General features: G+C 33.8%; 14 protein-coding genes and 1 pseudogene. 11 read left to right on the top strand and 4 right to left on the bottom strand.

What is annotated here, in order from left to right; translation table 11 throughout:
* Positions 1-771 precede the first annotated feature (771 nt).
* Together BAU28_RS28490 and BAU28_RS28495 are read right to left on the bottom strand one after the other, a co-directional pair.
* Entirely contained in the window at positions 772-1,308 is a 537-nt protein-coding gene (locus BAU28_RS28490) for a methyltransferase family protein (protein ID WP_071721328.1), read from the bottom strand.
* A gap of 256 nt (positions 1,309-1,564) precedes the next feature.
* Complete coding sequence (locus BAU28_RS28495; protein WP_071721330.1) at positions 1,565-1,735, bottom strand: DUF4083 family protein; 171 nt, start codon at positions 1,733-1,735, stop codon at positions 1,565-1,567.
* A 230-nt stretch (positions 1,736-1,965) separates the two neighbouring features.
* On the opposite strand from BAU28_RS28495, the gene BAU28_RS28500 reads away from it, so the two are divergent.
* The 9 genes and pseudogenes from BAU28_RS28500 (at position 1,966) to BAU28_RS28545 (ending at position 10,144) form a co-directional block, all read left to right on the top strand.
* Positions 1,966-3,711 (top strand): GMC family oxidoreductase, encoded by a 1,746-nt coding sequence (locus tag BAU28_RS28500; RefSeq protein WP_071721332.1) that lies wholly within the window; start codon positions 1,966-1,968, stop codon positions 3,709-3,711.
* 253 nt (positions 3,712-3,964) lie between these two features.
* Positions 3,965-4,826: pseudogene (gene tnpC / locus BAU28_RS28505) on the top strand (IS66 family transposase); the annotation flags it as partial.
* A gap of 222 nt (positions 4,827-5,048) precedes the next feature.
* Positions 5,049-5,267 (top strand): bacteriocin immunity protein, encoded by a 219-nt coding sequence (locus BAU28_RS28510; protein WP_071721334.1) that lies wholly within the window; start codon positions 5,049-5,051, stop codon positions 5,265-5,267.
* A gap of 63 nt (positions 5,268-5,330) precedes the next feature.
* A complete protein-coding gene (locus BAU28_RS28515; protein WP_071721336.1) occupies positions 5,331-6,062 on the top strand; it encodes a DUF4261 domain-containing protein in 732 nt (243 codons plus the stop codon).
* A 443-nt stretch (positions 6,063-6,505) separates the two neighbouring features.
* A complete protein-coding gene (locus BAU28_RS28520; protein WP_083595031.1) occupies positions 6,506-7,042 on the top strand; it encodes a SecY-interacting protein Syd in 537 nt (178 codons plus the stop codon).
* Between the two features lie 239 nt (positions 7,043-7,281).
* On the top strand, positions 7,282-7,845 hold the full coding sequence (locus BAU28_RS28525; protein ID WP_071721338.1) for a DUF1444 domain-containing protein: 564 nt from the start codon (positions 7,282-7,284) through the stop codon (positions 7,843-7,845).
* A gap of 95 nt (positions 7,846-7,940) precedes the next feature.
* Positions 7,941-8,555 (top strand): immunity protein Imm33 domain-containing protein, encoded by a 615-nt coding sequence (locus BAU28_RS28530; protein ID WP_071721340.1) that lies wholly within the window; start codon positions 7,941-7,943, stop codon positions 8,553-8,555.
* Positions 8,556-8,677: 122 nt separating this feature from the next.
* Entirely contained in the window at positions 8,678-8,899 is a 222-nt protein-coding gene (locus BAU28_RS28535) for a hypothetical protein (RefSeq protein WP_071721342.1), read from the top strand.
* 843 nt (positions 8,900-9,742) lie between these two features.
* Positions 9,743-10,144 carry a PH domain-containing protein gene (locus BAU28_RS28545; RefSeq protein WP_071721345.1) on the top strand — a complete coding sequence of 134 codons (402 nt, stop codon included), beginning with the start codon at positions 9,743-9,745 and terminating at the stop codon, positions 10,142-10,144.
* Between the two features lie 193 nt (positions 10,145-10,337).
* On the opposite strand, the gene BAU28_RS28550 is transcribed toward BAU28_RS28545, so the two are convergent.
* Complete coding sequence (locus tag BAU28_RS28550) at positions 10,338-12,212, bottom strand: ABC transporter ATP-binding protein (RefSeq protein WP_071721347.1); 1,875 nt, start codon at positions 12,210-12,212, stop codon at positions 10,338-10,340.
* The gene (locus BAU28_RS28555; RefSeq protein ID WP_071721349.1) at positions 12,209-14,455 is read right to left on the bottom strand and encodes an ABC transporter ATP-binding protein; all 2,247 of its coding nucleotides are present in this window, start codon (positions 14,453-14,455) and stop codon (positions 12,209-12,211) included. The genes BAU28_RS28550 and BAU28_RS28555 overlap by 4 nt, the downstream gene beginning before the upstream one ends.
* 323 nt (positions 14,456-14,778) lie before the next feature.
* Between BAU28_RS28555 and BAU28_RS28560 the strand changes: the two genes are divergently transcribed.
* Entirely contained in the window at positions 14,779-15,207 is a 429-nt protein-coding gene (locus tag BAU28_RS28560; protein WP_244158223.1) for a DUF2812 domain-containing protein, read from the top strand.
* Between the two features lie 646 nt (positions 15,208-15,853).
* Positions 15,854-16,081, top strand: a 228-nt coding sequence (locus BAU28_RS28565; protein ID WP_131801227.1) for a hypothetical protein, incomplete at its 3' end; no start/stop codon positions are given.

Here is a 16,081-nt window from a genome sequence, read left to right on the forward strand (position 1 = left end):
CCTTGTTCATATGTCTATTTTTAGGTTGTTTTTACTATGGGCTCATTTTTATAAATGGTTGCAATTTTTCCAGGTTATGATTATTGGGGATTAAAATATCATTTAGGAATCTATATGCCTCTTTCAAATAGATGCAATCTTTGCACCAGAACCCTTTTTTTCGCCAAGCCGACAGAAAAAACGCAAGATAATGGTTCTCGACTTGGATAAGCAAGTATACGAGCCGAACCGCTTAGATCAATCGCTCAAAAATTGTTTTTATTCAATATGTTGATACGTTTAACTCGTGGGGTTTCGCCCTCACACGACGAGCCAGCACTCTAGCCAAAACGCAAGTTTCTAACCAAAAACAAAACCATAAAAAAGAAAAGTTATATATTAAACTTTTTTTATTGAATAATTTAGGAACCAAACTGAAACTCTTGCATAATATGTAATCAGGAAAAACAGTTTTGGAAACAAAACGCCATTTCCATCGGGGCAACCCGAAGGGAAGACCGATGTCTTCCCACCCTACATAAAAAGATCACCTTAGGGTGGTCTTTTTTAATTTTAGGTAATTTTCAGGTTTGATGAATTCCGCTCACTCTTTATTTTTTTATGTATTAATAAAAAAATCGAGTATAAAACATTTGCGGTTTCATACTCGATTTACTATGTTTTTTTATTTCCAGAATTTCCACCAATGTTATTTAGGATTCGTTTGGGTATCGCTCCAATGTAAAGACTAAATGACTTTAGTAACTAATTTTGAACTTTCTCCTATAATCTCTAGTATAGAAACGGAATAATTCGCCAAGTCTTGGACTGATATTGTTTATATTGTTCACCAAACAGTGTAACAAGAATTCTCTCTTCAATTTTTATACGATACGAATACGCAAGGAAAAATAAAATGATATTTATGATAATGGCAATGATCGAAGATGAAGATATAGCAAATCCTAAAAAGGTCAAAAAAGACCCTAAATAACCAGGATGGCGAATATATTTATATAGACCGTTTTGAATTAACTTATGTTCCCCCTGCATTCCGACATTCCTACTGTAAAATCTCCCTAATATTTTCATTGAAGAAAATCTTATCCATACACCAATTAGCCCGACAATAACACCAAAAAACAGCAATGAATTAATCTTATTTATTGTAAAGAAATACATAATCTCTGGAATGGTTAACATCAAGGCTAAAACTACTCCGATAAAAAAACTAGAACCACGATTTTGTTTTTCTTCTTTAACAGGTGAACTTCTATAAAATTCTAATAATAAATACAGAAAAATAGGTGAATATGCTATGAAAAACATAATTCTTTTTCCTTTCAATAAAAGTATCTTATGATTAACTCATTTATTTTTATCAATTAGGTCACGCAATTTGGTGATCCCTTCAGAAATAACTAATTGCTCTTCCTTGTTCGATGCCTTTATTTTTGCAAGTAAAGGCACATAATAATCAGGGATTAACTTTTCAATATAGTCTTTAACTTGTTCTGAAGGGTCTTTTAACTTATAGAATCTTCGTTATTGGAAGTTATTTCCACGCTTCCGTTCGGAAAGAGAGTTAATTTTTGTTTTGTTTTTCTAACAGTTGAATAATCTTATCTAACTTTTGCTCAACTGGATTTTGCTTTTTGTGACTGCTGGTATACCGAAGTATACGTATAATCCCGCCAAACAGTGCACCGATGATTACTACAATAATGATGTAATAAATAGTGGTTCCTAAAGGCATTATTCAGAATCATCTTTTTCCTTATTATACCATTTAGAAGAAGTGATATGTTGTGTAATTTTGGTTGTATATCGTATTCATGTGAGGTTAACATAACGTCTCATTATAAAAATTAAGCCTTTTCGAAACTATTAATCTCCTTCATAAGTACAGGCAGCCAGTCCGATATGTTAATAGTATATTGTACTTGAATTTGTTGTTTTAAATTTTATATTGAAAGGAATAATAGCATGTCAAAAAAAAATATTTTTGATTATATCGTGATTGGTGCTGGAACTGCCGGAGGAGTAATCGCCAAAGAATTAACGGATGACAAGTGTACTTCCGTGCTTGTCCTTGAAGCAGGAACGAATATGCCGAACAGTAGCCCTTCTATTGTGACAGCAGCAAATTTAGCTAATGAGAATAAGCTTTCTTTTAACGCTCTTTCTAAAACGGAGCAAAATATTGGACGTCAGCTTAAATTATCGGGTGGTAGATTAATTGGTGGAGGCTCGCAACATAATTTTATGGCTGCAGTACGTGGCAGTCGTGATCTTTATGATGCATGGGCAAAATCAGTTGACAATAACGCATGGAATTACGATAGTATTCGCTCATTATTTATTGAAAATGAAACTTATACAGGAATGACACAAAGCCCTCAAGAACGTGGAAATAACGGCCCTATTTTTATTAGACAACAAAACATTCCTGATCAAGGATTAATCCAAACCTTAGCACAAGCCACTTCAGATGTTTTAGGTATACCGATTGTCGAAGATTACAATACAGGTATAAGAGATTGTACATTTTCCAAAACACAATTTATCCAACAAGAAATAGGCAATGGAAAATTTGTCCGTTCCTCTACTGCAACCGGATATTTAAATGAAAATATTGTCACACAGGGGAATGAATCCAACCCAGATGAGTTTGGGATTGGTCGGAGAAAATTAGTCATTTTTGCAAAGACAACAGTGGATAAAATTCTATTTAAAGAAAAAAAGGGAGATAGAATTGCTGTTGGCGTTCAATATGTTAGGGACGGGGTGTCACAACGAAGTTATGCCAGAAAAGGAGTCATTGTTTCTGCAGGTATGTTTTCCTCGGTTATTCTACAACGTTCAGGAATCGGCAAACCGACTGATTTGGCTGAAGCAGGGATTTTAACATTAGTAGAGAACCAAAATGTTGGTCACAATTTTCAAACTCAATATTTTGTTGGGATGGGAGTAGAAGTAGAAACGACTCGTCTTCTGCAGGTATTGTCTGCTGACCCTGATCAGCCAGCAACACTAGGTGCTTTTAAAAAGGAAAAAGGGCCTGGTGGTCGTCGCCTTCAACTAATAGGGCTTCCACTACCATTCTTTCTCCCGATTCAAGATGTGTTTGTTAATAAATGGCAATTCAATCCGAGCAAACAGAGCAATATCATGAGTTTTGCGATGGCAGATCTTAACCCGAAAAGCAAAGGTAAGATTACAGTCGCACATAGCGATCCAGAAGCTTATCCATCGATTAATTTTAATCCATTAGAAAATCCTGATGATTTAAATTTTGTGGTGGATCAATATATTAAGACTTTCAATATTATGATGAAAGCTCGTGAACTAGATCCAAATGGTATTTATAAGGTTGTATACCCTCCTGAAAATATATTTAATTTAACCAACGAAGAAGAAAAGCGAACTCTGCTTGCTGATTATGCCAAGGCCACCTATACAAACTTCTCTCATTTTGGAGGGCAATGTAAAATGGGTAAGAGTATTGAAGATGGAGTTGTTAACGAATCCTTGAATGTCTTTGGAACCAGAAATCTGAAGGTTGCAGACCTTTCTATTGCACCGATTTTACCGGACGGTAATACGTCAATACCTGCCCAAATGATAGGATTGAATGCAGTACGATTTATTCGAGAAGATCCTTTCCTATATGTGGTGGGTGATAAGGAAATTAAGGATTATGAATGTAAATTGATAAGAAATAAAAAATGAATATTATATATAGCAATAGTTAACATAATACAAAATTATCGGTAGCAAGGAAAACGTACAAACCTTTGATACAATTGGGTTTGTTCGTTTTCTCTTTTTATTATCCTATGCATGATTTTATACATTGTGGAGATGATGGGGGTTTTCAGGTTTACGAATGTGCTGTATTAGTACAAAAATTTGTATAAAATTTTGTATAAAAAAGGTAGTTGATTTACTGTGTTCTACTCCGGCCAATTTTAAAAATCAAAGGGAATTCTTACGTGAACCTGGTCGGGCCGCAACAACCAAGTCCTATCTGTGGTTATACCGTACGGGGCGAGAGGATATCCCTATTGTTCTCTATGACTATCAGCCCACAAGAGCAGGGGAACATCCGAGGCGTTTTTTAACTGGTTTTCAAGGGTATTTACAAGTAGATGGATATAGTGGTTATCATCAAGTACAGGATGTTACTCTTGTGGGATGTTGGGCGCATGCCAAACGGAAGTTTGATGACGCCTTAAAAGCTTTACCTGATTCACAGAAGGGGAAAAAAGTGAAGGCAAGTAAAGGTTTACACTTCTGTAATCAACTCTATTCGATTAAAAGGAAGCTCAAACATGTCAACCCTACCGAGCGATATGAGCAGCGTCTAAAAAAAGCAGGCCCATTCTGGACCTTTTTTCGGTATGGCTTCATGAACAGAAAAATCTTGTTTTGCCAAAAAGTGCTCTAGGAAAATCCATCACTTATTGTTTGAATCAATGGAATCATCTTGAAGCTTTTTTATTAGACAGCCATGTAGAAATCGATAACAACAGAAGTGAACGTTCTATTAAACCGTTTGTAATTGGGAGAAAAAATTGGATGTTCTCAAATACACCGCGAGGTGCTAGAGGAAGTGCCATCATGTATAGTGTGGTTGAAACCGCAAAAGAGAACAATTTAAGTCCCTATCATTATCTTCTTTATTTGTTTGAAACACTTCCCAATATCGATTTAAACAATAAAGAAGAAATTGATAAAGTCTTGCCGTGGTCAACGGAATTACCTCCTAGATGCAGACTGCCGAAAAAAGTGAAGTAAACAAAAAGCAACTTCAAAATCAACTTTTATTGTATATTTTGGAGTAACTTTACGTTTACGAAAGAACTACAAGATAAAACGTATTTTATGTAGGTTTCACTTTATATGATGAATTGAAATCCTAAGTGAACGAAATGCCCCTAGGGATTTTGTGCTTATTAGACAAAAATAAATATAAGATGGAAGTATAGTGCGAAAATGTAATATAAAGTTTAATCAGAATAGAAAGAATAGTAGGTTTATTTGATCAATTTGAAAGGTGGAATGATATGAAAAGTAAAATGAATAGAGAGGAACTTATTGAACTTGTACAAAAGATCTATAATCTGGATTTACCAGAAACAGAACATAGCGAATATGTGAATCAATTCAATAATAGTGGTGTTCCGCATCCAGCACCTAGTAATTTAATATTTTGGAATGATATAGAATTAACACCTGAAGAAGTAGTAGAGATTGCATTAAATTATAAGAAAGATAAAGAATAACTGAAACAAATAGATAAAAAATTGACTTGTTTTTATATAAGGCTGTGGTAGGAGGAGAATGAGATGGAAAGTTCAAAAGTTGTATTATGTATACCTGGTTTATGGAAGAATAGAAGTGAACTTATTGAAGCGATTATAAGAAAAAGTGAGGGATATATGTTCGCTGGGAATTATATGGGTAAACTAGGGGATTCAAGTATTTTTTTTGAAGTTGATATATATGAACGTGATGAGCGGGTAGCAGAAGCTTTTGAAATTGCTGGATACAATTCATTTACTGAGGAAGACCTTGATCTTATTAGAAAACATTCTTTAACTTTGTATTTAATTGGGGACGGAGGTTCCCTTGAAAAGGTAAGGAAGTTAGTTGATGCTGCAAATGCACTTGTAAAAGCAGGAGGACTGGGCGTGAAAGTTGAATTCTCAGGTACTGCAAATACAATCGAAAGCTGGAATGATATGTATCATACAGATGATGCAGTCCAATTATTCAAAGCTTTTGTAACAGTGATTGAAGAAGAGGATTTTTACTATACATGTGGTATGCATTGCTTTGGGCTCCCGGATGTAATTACTTTTAAGGATCAAGTAACTCCACAATACGCTCAAGAATTAATGAACATTTTTTGTTTATATAATCTTATTGAAAAGCCTAGTTTGACGGATTATTCTACATTCAGTATAGATGCAAATAGTCCTCATTTCATATTACAACATACAGAGTGTAGACATTTTTTAGAAGATGAATTATTTTATAATCAGTATGGAATTTGGGCGTTAGTAAAGAAGGAGTAGTATAAAAATTCTCCGTGAATTCGAGATAAATGAGTGTAGAGCTTGTTAAAGCAATTTATAGGGAATATAAAAAATGACCTAAAGTATTTGGTAATTATGGTCGAGGAAGTTGCACAAGCTAAAGACGCTTTATAAATAAAGCTTCCAGGTAGTTATAAAAGATTTCTTTTAATGTAATGGATTTAGAGCAGTTGGTGAGGCGGTTATTTTAAAGTTAAAGGATGCGGAATTTGTTGTGATAGGAATAGATGGTGCAGGAAATCCGATTTGTTGTAAATAACAAACTGTAAAAATGATGGGAGTTGATATGGATACTGGTGAATAAGAATGGAGTACTTCTAATTTAGGGGCATATTTACATAGGCATTTACTGAAGAGGTATAAATCCATTTTTGATGATAGATTTGTAGGGAGAAAATTAAGTGAAGTAAAGGGGAGTATGTGTGTCTATTAAGAATACAATGCAACAATACTTTAGGTTAAGAATAAAATTGGCGCACGAAGGTTTAGATTTTCTATTAAAAACACCAGTTATTGAAGAAGTGAATCCTATTCTTTATGATGGGGAAATAGATGAGGAGGGCTATATTCTATGGAAACCAGTAGAAAAAAAGATTGTACACGACTTTATTCGTTTAGAACAAGAAATGGATATTCACTTTCATCAAACGGTTATTACGTACTTTAATTCCTATTGGTTTGCTGAATTAAATGGTTTTTATAAAAATTATTATATTGAATTAGAAGCGGTATTGCCGAATATTGAATTGCATTCATTTAAAGAACGGTTAAAGGGCTATAAGGGGAACCACCAAGAGAGATTAAAACATATCACCATAGGTAATGAAGGTAACGGAATGTTAGTTGTGATTGACAATGAAAATGGGAAAGTTAAATTAGAAGATTTTGAGAGAGGTTCATTTGAAACGATTTCAGAAAATATACAAGAATTGATTTCAAATTTACGTTTGAGGAGGTGATCAGCTTTGAAAGCAATCATGCAGCATTACTTGAAAGTAGTGGGATGCTAATTCTTATGAACAATCGTACTGGAGAAATTGTTATAGAAGATTTTGAAACGGAAGAGTATCGGCATCTGAGTGCAAGTTTAAAGGAACTCCTTTCTCGATTAAGCTTCTGGTGAATTTGGTAGTGGTTTGTTGATTTTATATCTGTTAATTGGTGTGTGTTGTTATAGAAAGTAAAGGGGTGTATGTATATGACAATCCAGTTTTGTAAGGAAGTAGTTGCATACTTAAAACCAATTGTAAAAGAGGATCTTGATGAAGAGTGTTTTACTTTATTTGAAGAAGGTAGTCTTGTCCATACATTTTTTAATGAAGATTTAATGATTACCTTTTTAGTTGAAGATAATCAAAACGCTTATTTTCAATATGTTCAAAATAAGCATATATCAGGAGAAGGATTGGATGAGAAGCAGTTATTAGAAATCGGGATAAATAATCTTTATAAGTTAGCAGATGAAAAAGAACTACGGGTTCACACGCTAACGGAAGAATGTTTTGCCTTAATTCTTGACGGAAACTTCGAAGCTAGCTTAATTGTTTTAGATGACTTATGGGATCACTCCTTAAAAGAATTCATATCAAATGGGTATGCGGTTGCGATACCAGCAAGAGATATTCTTATCTTTTGTGATAGTAATGCTAGTAACGGAATTGAAAAAATGAAAAGTATAATAGAAAAGGTTTGGGAAGACGGAGACCATTTACTTATTGATAAAATTTTAGTGAGAAGTGAGGAGAAATGGAGTTATTTATAGTCATCCAAAATATTCAAAAATAAAGTCGTACCTTTTCTAATAGAGTGAGTATTTGGGATGAAAAAGAAGTGCTTGTGAGAAGAGGGAGAAAATAAGTGGAAAAGTTTATTAATAAGATAGGGGATAAAACTTTCATTGCTCAGGCAGAAAAAATCTTCGAAGTGCAGGTAGAAGGGTTATTTCATTTTTTAACTGAAGTAGAAAATGATCGTTTAATAGATGGATTTTCTATACAAGTTGGTTGGTCGATTTATTTTCTTGATAAAAGGGAAGATGGATTTCATATTATCGTACATGATTATACGAAGAATCCATTTGAAGATATGACAGATGATTTGACGATCTCTTTATGGATATTATTAACACAAGTGAGTTTTTTAAAACCATTAACAATTGAAGGGGAATTGCTGCGCTTTTGTGACAAAATTGTTGTTGCCAAAAATGTATTGGAATTAGATGATATTTACTTAGAAAGAACAAAAGATTGTGAAAAAGGTGACTCCGGTTGGTATATAGGTCCTATTAATGATGAGGATGACACAGAAGAGTACGAAGCGTTCTATGCATATGAATTATTAAAATTGAAGCCTTCTCTGATTCAAGTATTAACATTGCCTTCTGGATATCTTGTAATCTTTGAAAAAGATGTAGTGAAAGCAGTGGTAGATGAAAAAAATGTGAACATTTTGGGCAGGGGAAACGATAGATAATCTAGTATAGAAAAAAGAGCGAGTTATTTGTTGATGTCAGTATCTTAATAAATTTGTAGAGTCGAATTGAGATAGAATAAGTAGAATTACATAATGGAGCAATTACTTAGGGAGGAACATTCGTGGCTTATAAAGACAGTTTATTTCATGTGGTGAAAGATAAAGTTATATTAATCATAGTTATTTTACTTTCTGCATTCCATATATTAAACTTTGCAGTTACTTATATATTAAGCAGTTTTGAGAATTCGACTGTATATAAAGATTGTAAGGTTTTTGTACAAAAACTCCAAATTTCTTGTAAGCAATCTCCTAGAAATAGTATTATGCTAGAAAATGTTTGATTGACATGGGAAAGTTTGTTTAAATGAAAGTGACAAGAACCTGAATGCATATTATTAATAATAAGAAGTTATCTATGGTGCAATTCCAATTTTTATTTAGACTAATTATAGGTTGTATTTCTTATAGAACTTGAATGAGAAGAGGTATTGACATTTAAGTTTTATAAAGATAATCTTGTACATAAATGTCAATTGTTTAAGAATTATATACAATTAAACAAATTTAAAATTTTTGCTAAACGGACACACCGAAGGCACATAGCCTGCCATTGGTGTGTCTTTTTTGTATTTTTTGGAGGGGAGTAAAAGGAAACTGTGAATACACACATGAAATTTTCCAAACAGAATTTTAATATTCATGAGGTTAAGTTTTTTGATGATCTATTTAACATTATCTTATAATGAGAGAGGAGAAAAGGAATATTTTGAGAAATTAAATGAAGTATTTTTCTCGAGAAAGTATAAAACTAACCCCTTGCCTTTGAAAAAAGTTGCGAAACTTCGCCTCTTTCAATTAAAGAATTCTAAGAAAGCTTCAAACAAACTTTGTATAAAATGGAATGTTTTTTGGTTAAAGTTATTGAAGTTCATGCAATTATTCCTGATATCAGAAATATTGAAGGATTACAAGATGAATTAATATGAGGAACCACTATAATCATAATGACTTACTGTAACTTTCAAACAAACCCGTACCGTTTATAAAAAAGGTAAATCAAAATATTGGTTTATTGTGGAAGAGCGAGTTTACAGATGATATGTTTATAATTGTGACAGAAAAGATGTGTTCCTATGAAAGACTTCTAATGTAACGGTTAGGCTCAAATAAGAGGGGGGATTAAGATGTTAACAAACAAGTACTTAGACGATTTATTCGAAGAATTAAAAATAGAAGGTGAAACTTGCTTTTACTATTTCTACTCCTATGTAACACCATCAGCATCAGAGTATTTTAAATACGGTCTTGGAGCATTGGCAGACCTTGAGCATTTAATCATATGTTTTACCGATAAAAGACTTATGGTATTAGAAATATCAATGAGTGGTAAGTTCACTGGTAATATAAAGTGTATAGACATGAAAGATATAGAAAGTGTGAAAATTAAGAAAGGTTTGTTTAGGACTAAGATAACTGTCACTTCAACAGGTAACAGGGGAGATATTATAATTAAAGCAAATAGTTTTACAATAGGTTTATCGAATCAGAAGAAAAACCTAATAAAATTAGAAGAGAAGTATAGTTAAAGATAAGAGACAAATAGGTTTTTATTTGAAGAAGGATTACAAAAAAAATCAATTTTTTTTATAAAATAATAATTCAATTAAATACTATAAGAGCATGTTTTGATTAATCTTTTTTTCAAAACACGCTCTTTTCTTTCGTTCTTTTATCACGGTTAATAGCATTAATTTGATCAAACTTTATTCGAAACCTACATTAAGAAGCATCCGCACCTTCAAATTGACTATTATAAAGCGAAGCATAAAAACCATCAGCCTTCAATAACTCTTCATGATTACCTTGTTCTACAATATCCCCGTCTTTCATGACAAGAATTAAGTCTGCATCACGGATTGTTGATAATCTGTGAGCGATGATAAAGCTTGTTCTGCCTTCCATGAGGTTTTTCATCGCTTTTTGGATGAGTACTTCTGTACGAGTGTCAATGGAGCTTGTTGCTTCGTCGAGTATTAATATTTTCGGATCTGCTAGAAGGGCGCGGGCAATTGTTAGTAGTTGCTTTTGTCCTTGGGATACGTTGCTTGCTTCTTCGTTTAGTTCCATTTGATATTTATTTGGTAATGTTTTTACGAAGCTGTGAACGTGAGCTGCTTTCGCTGCTTCAATTACTTCTTCGTCGGTAGCGTCCAGTCTACCGTAACGTATATTTTCCATGATGGAGCCGTTAAATAGCCAAGTGTCTTGCAGTACCATACCAAACATGTTGCGCAGGTCTTCTCGCGTGAAGTCTTTTATATCGTGACCGTCGATACATATTGCACCGCTATTTACGTCATAGAAACGCATTAACAGTTTTACGATCGTTGTTTTACCAGCTCCGGTTGGTCCGACGATTGCTACTTTTTGTCCAGGCTTAATGTTAGCTGAGAAATTATTGATGATAATCTTATCTGGATTGTATCCAAATTGAACATCTTGGAAGGTAACTTCTCCTTGAACTTTTTGCAGCTTCACTGGATTTTCTGCTTCTGGCACTTCCTCTTCTTCTTTTAAAAATTCGAAGACTCTTTCTGCAGCAGCTGCAGTGGATTGAAGTACATTCGCGATTTGCGCTACTTGAGCGATTGGTTGCGTAAAGCTTCTAACATATTGCACAAAGGCTAAAATGTCTCCAACTGCGATGGTTCTCTTTACCGCAAGCCATCCGCCTAAAATAGATACAGCGACGTAACCGATATTACCGATAAATGTCATAATCGGCATCATCATTCCAGATAAAAATTGAGATTTCCATGCGGAGTGGTAAAGGGTATCATTTACCTCTTCGAATTTTTTTACTTCTTCTTCTTCTTTGTTAAAGGCTTTTACGATATTGTGACCACTATAAATTTCTTCGACCTGACCGTTTACGTGTCCTAAATATTCTTGCTGAGATTTGAAGTATTTTTGTGATCTCTTTACGACTCCCATGATTAGAATCATGGATACTGGCAATATTAAAAGCGCCACTAATGTCATTTGCCAGCTGATTGATAACATCATGATAAGTACACCGATGATTGTAATAACGGATGTGATGATTTGCGACATACTTTGGTTTAAAGTTTGGCTCACCGTATCTACGTCATTCGTAATTCTCGATAATACTTCTCCGTGCGTTGTTTTATCAAAGTACTTTAGCGGCATACGGTTAATTTTTTCATCGATTTCTTTTCTGAAGTTATAAGATACTTTTTGGGCTACTCCAGAAATAATGTACCCCTGGATAATACCAAACGCAGTGCTCAGTAAATATAATCCAAGGAGTAAAATGACAATGTTTCCGATATAGGTAAAGTCAATAGCCGCACCGGGTGCTCCTGATACTTTGCTTACGAGTCCTTCGAAAAGTTTTGTTGTCGCATTACCTAAAATTTTTGGACCAACGATTGTAAAGGCTGCACTACCGATTGCGAAAAGGATAACGACTAAGATTGATAATTTATAGGGCTTCAAGTATTGTAGGAGTTTATTCATCGTTCCTTTGAAGTTTTTTGCCTTCTCAATCTTTCTCATGCCGCCGCCCATATGACCGCCACCACCAGGACCAGGGCCGCCTTGTCTTCTATTTTCTATTTTTCTATCACTCATGATGACAACTCCTCTCTTGAAAGTTGTGATAAAGCAATTTGCTTATAAACTTCACAGTTTTCCATAAGCTCTTCATGAGTACCAGTTCCAACTATTTTTCCTTCGTCAAGTACTATGATCTTATCGGCATTCATGATTGTACTGATTCTTTGGGCAATAAGTAAAACAGTACTTCCTGTAATCTCATTGTTTAAAGCTCTGCGCAATGCTGCGTCTGTCTTAAAGTCAAGAGCTGAGAAACTATCATCGAATATGAAGATTTCCGATTTTTTCGTAAGAGCACGAGCAATAGAAAGTCTTTGTTTTTGACCACCGGAAACGTTCGTACCACCTTGTGATATTTCTGTACGGAAGTTTTCAGGTTTCGCTTTAATAAACTCCATAGCTTGCGCGATTTCTGCCGCTTTTGCGAGTTCTTCTTCAGTTGCTTCTTTCTTGCCGTATTTCAAATTACTCTCGATTGTACCTGAGAATAGAACTCCTTTTTGTGGTACATAACCAATTTTCTCTCTTAATTCCTTCTGAGATACTTCTCTAATATCCGTGCCATCTATTAATATTTGGCCGCTTGTGACATCGTAAAAGCGTGGAATTAAGTTGATTAATGTTGATTTACCACTACCTGTACTTCCGATGAAAGCTGTCGTTTCACCAGGTTTTGCAGTAAAGGTGATATTAGAAAGCACATCTTCTTCTGCACCTGGATATCTAAAGCTAACATTTTTAAATTCAACGTAACCTTTCTTGTCTGAAGCAAATGTTTTCGGCTCTTTTACATCACTAATGGTAACGTCAGTATCTAAAACTTCTGCGATACGTTGTGCGGAAACTGAAGCACGTGGAACCATAATAGATACCATTGAAATCATTAAGAAGGCCATGATAATTTGCATTGTATATTGCATAAATGCCATCAAATCACCAACTTGCATATGTCCCATATCCACTTGGTGTGATCCAACCCAAATAATAAGTACAGTAACGGCATTCATGATAAACATCATCATTGGCATCATAAATGACATTAAACGGCTTACAAATAAATTTGTTTTTGTTAAATCTTGATTTCCTTTTTCAAATTTCTTTTCTTCATGTTTTTGATTATTAAAAGCACGAATAACGAGCATACCTGTTAAAGATTCACGAGTGATTAAGTTAATTTTATCTACTAACTTTTGGATACTCTTAAACTTAGGAATCGCGATGCTAAATAAACCAATGACTAAGCCTAAAATTGCGATTACCGCAACTCCGATAATCCATCCCATTGAAACGTCTGTAGTTAGTACCTTAATAATGCCGCCTATACCTAAAATCGGTGCATAGAATACGATCCGAAGCATCATAACCATAAGTGTTTGCACTTGCTGGATATCATTTGTACTTCTTGTGATTAGAGATGCAGTGGAAAACTTATCAAACTCCGCATTCGAGAAGTTTGTAACTTTCCGGAAGACTTTCTTTCTAAGGTCTCTACCTAATCCAGCAGCTACTTTTGCAGCAAGTAAACTCACGATAACGGTAGCTGCCATACTTACTAAGGATAAAAGCAGCATTTTCCCGCCGGAAGTAAGAATATAATTAGATTGAAGCTTATCTATATTGATACCGATCTTTTTATACTCATTCTCAATGAATGAAACGGCTGATTGTGTTACCATGCTACCTGGCATATTCTTAAACTTTTCATCTGCCTTTTCTTTCATTGCATTGATTTGATCTTGGGGAAGTTTCGCAATGACTGCAAAAGGATCTGTATTTGGCGGAAGCTTCGCTGGTGTTTTGTTGTCACTTGTCGCAGCAGGAGGGAAAGCAGATGGGCCGCCTTTTTCAATTCCTTGTGTAATTAACATTGGTTTCCCAAAGATATCGTTAAGTTCGTTAATTGTATTTTTATCTTCTGTATGTAGCTTATAAAGTGGTTCTTTATCAAGCTGCGGATAATCTTTTAAGTCATTTTTCAGTTCACTTTGAGAGAGGTTGTTCTTATCTAAAAGCGCATAGTTGTCAGCTACTTTTTTCTTCTCATTTTCATTCATAAAGAGCGTAAGTTTATCCATTTCACTTTTACGAATAACCTCAGGTACTGCATTTTCTACACCTTTTTGTTGAATCCCTACATTGACAATGTTAGACATATAGTCTGGCAGTGATAGATCGCATACTGCCTGCACAGTTAAAAGACATACAACTGCAATGATGGAAGCAACAAATGGTTTTAAATGTTTGATGATCTTTAACATTTAATTCATCTCTCCATTTTCCTTGTCTAATTTTTTTAGTTTTTACTCCGTTTCACTCCTTTATTCTTCGTATTCTCAGTAATTCATTCTAGCAGCTCTTTACGTATTTTCGACTACAGATTAATTTTATGACTATATGAAGATATGATGCAACTTTTAGGGGAGAGAGCAGGTCATGTTTTGTTCTGTATACCAGTGATTTATATGTTTTTTAACGAATTATCCGAAAGAATTCTCCCACCTAAAATTGGTGTTTTACACCTTCACATTTTTGAGGAAGGAGTCTTCTGTCGGAAAATGGTTCTGCTGCAAAAGGATGGATTGTGCAACGCTTTAAAAGACTGGGATATGAATTAGAAAAGGGCATTGCTGAAGATATTATTTTTAGTCTTGACATAAGAGAACTAGGAGAGAATGAATTAGAAGAATATATCGAAATGTTTGAATTGTCAGGTTGGGAATATATTTGTTCTAGTTATAATATGCACCTATTTAAAGCGAAACCTGGTACAAAACCAATTTATACAGACAAAGCAACAAAACAGGAAAAAATAAAAAATCTTAGAAAGCCAGTTAAAGTAACAGTTGCGATCAGTACGGCTCTACTTATTGTAGGCTATATTGTTTATTCAATTAGTTCAGGGCTATTAAGTACAATATTTGAAACAGTTTTCTTATTTTCACTTGTCATTACCATTCCAATGTTAATGACATTAATAGCGACTTACTACCATTCGTTGCGAACAAGATAATATAGAAAGTGAATTTGTAAGTTTATAAAGAAAAGGTGGTTGTTATAAGTTATTCGCCCACCAAAACGATCAATCTTTTTTATGAAATTTTTGAGAGGTAAGTTATAAATCCCTTATATTTAGAACAATCTTTGTTCAAAATATAAGGGATTCTTTTTATGATGAAATGAATGTTCACTGCAACTTTTTATTAAACTTTATTTTAAAGCAGTAGTTTTTGTAATTGACATCACTTCTCGTTGTAACTATAATAGTTACAGTTAGTTTGGTGAATTCCTTTGCATTTCAAAGTTCATGATTGTGTATTTTTATTTCTTCTAAGTGTGATAGTTATCAACTAACTATGTTCCAATGAAAGCTTATATTAAATCTCACATTCAAAGAGTAGTTAGCTGTATCATTCAAATTTACAGTATGTAAATCCTTTAAAGAAACCACTATTTTCATCTTATTCTTTTTGTAATCCTCGGTATAAAAAATAGTAAACATCTACAGATATTAAATAAGACTGCATTATTTAGAAAGAAATCTTTTAAAAAGGTCATAATATGGATAATAGGCGGAAACTAATTTAATTAATATGGGTTGTTCCACCATAAAGACATTTTTTAATAAAAGTATAGAAAGACTCAAGAAGGTGAATCCATTGCGTAAACATTCATATGTGCAATTTTATGTATTGATATTGGCTCTAATAGCTTATTTAAGCTTTTGCTTTATCTTTTTATTTATTTTTCCGAATCATTATTTTGTATCAGATTTTAATATACGACTATCATCCTTAGTTATTGAGACTACTGTATTTATCTCATTACTTTATTCTATATTATCCAGAAAAATTAAGTTAGGAGTCTTCTGGGTTTGCATTACCATT

The organism is Bacillus paramycoides, from assembly GCF_001884235.1.
Taxonomy (GTDB): domain Bacteria; phylum Bacillota; class Bacilli; order Bacillales; family Bacillaceae_G; genus Bacillus_A; species Bacillus_A paramycoides.

Coding starts and splice junctions, on each gene's coding strand:
- BAU28_RS28490 (WP_071721328.1), bottom strand. CDS start 1,308: ATGTTTTTCATAGCATATTCACCTATTTTTCTGTATTTATTATTAGAA.
- BAU28_RS28495 (WP_071721330.1), bottom strand. CDS start 1,735: ATGCCTTTAGGAACCACTATTTATTACATCATTATTGTAGTAATCATC.
- BAU28_RS28500 (WP_071721332.1), top strand. CDS start 1,966: ATGTCAAAAAAAAATATTTTTGATTATATCGTGATTGGTGCTGGAACT.
- BAU28_RS28510 (WP_071721334.1), top strand. CDS start 5,049: ATGAAAAGTAAAATGAATAGAGAGGAACTTATTGAACTTGTACAAAAG.
- BAU28_RS28515 (WP_071721336.1), top strand. CDS start 5,331: ATGGAAAGTTCAAAAGTTGTATTATGTATACCTGGTTTATGGAAGAAT.
- BAU28_RS28525 (WP_071721338.1), top strand. CDS start 7,282: ATGACAATCCAGTTTTGTAAGGAAGTAGTTGCATACTTAAAACCAATT.
- BAU28_RS28545 (WP_071721345.1), top strand. CDS start 9,743: ATGTTAACAAACAAGTACTTAGACGATTTATTCGAAGAATTAAAAATA.
- BAU28_RS28550 (WP_071721347.1), bottom strand. CDS start 12,212: ATGAGTGATAGAAAAATAGAAAATAGAAGACAAGGCGGCCCTGGTCCT.
- BAU28_RS28555 (WP_071721349.1), bottom strand. CDS start 14,455: ATGTTAAAGATCATCAAACATTTAAAACCATTTGTTGCTTCCATCATT.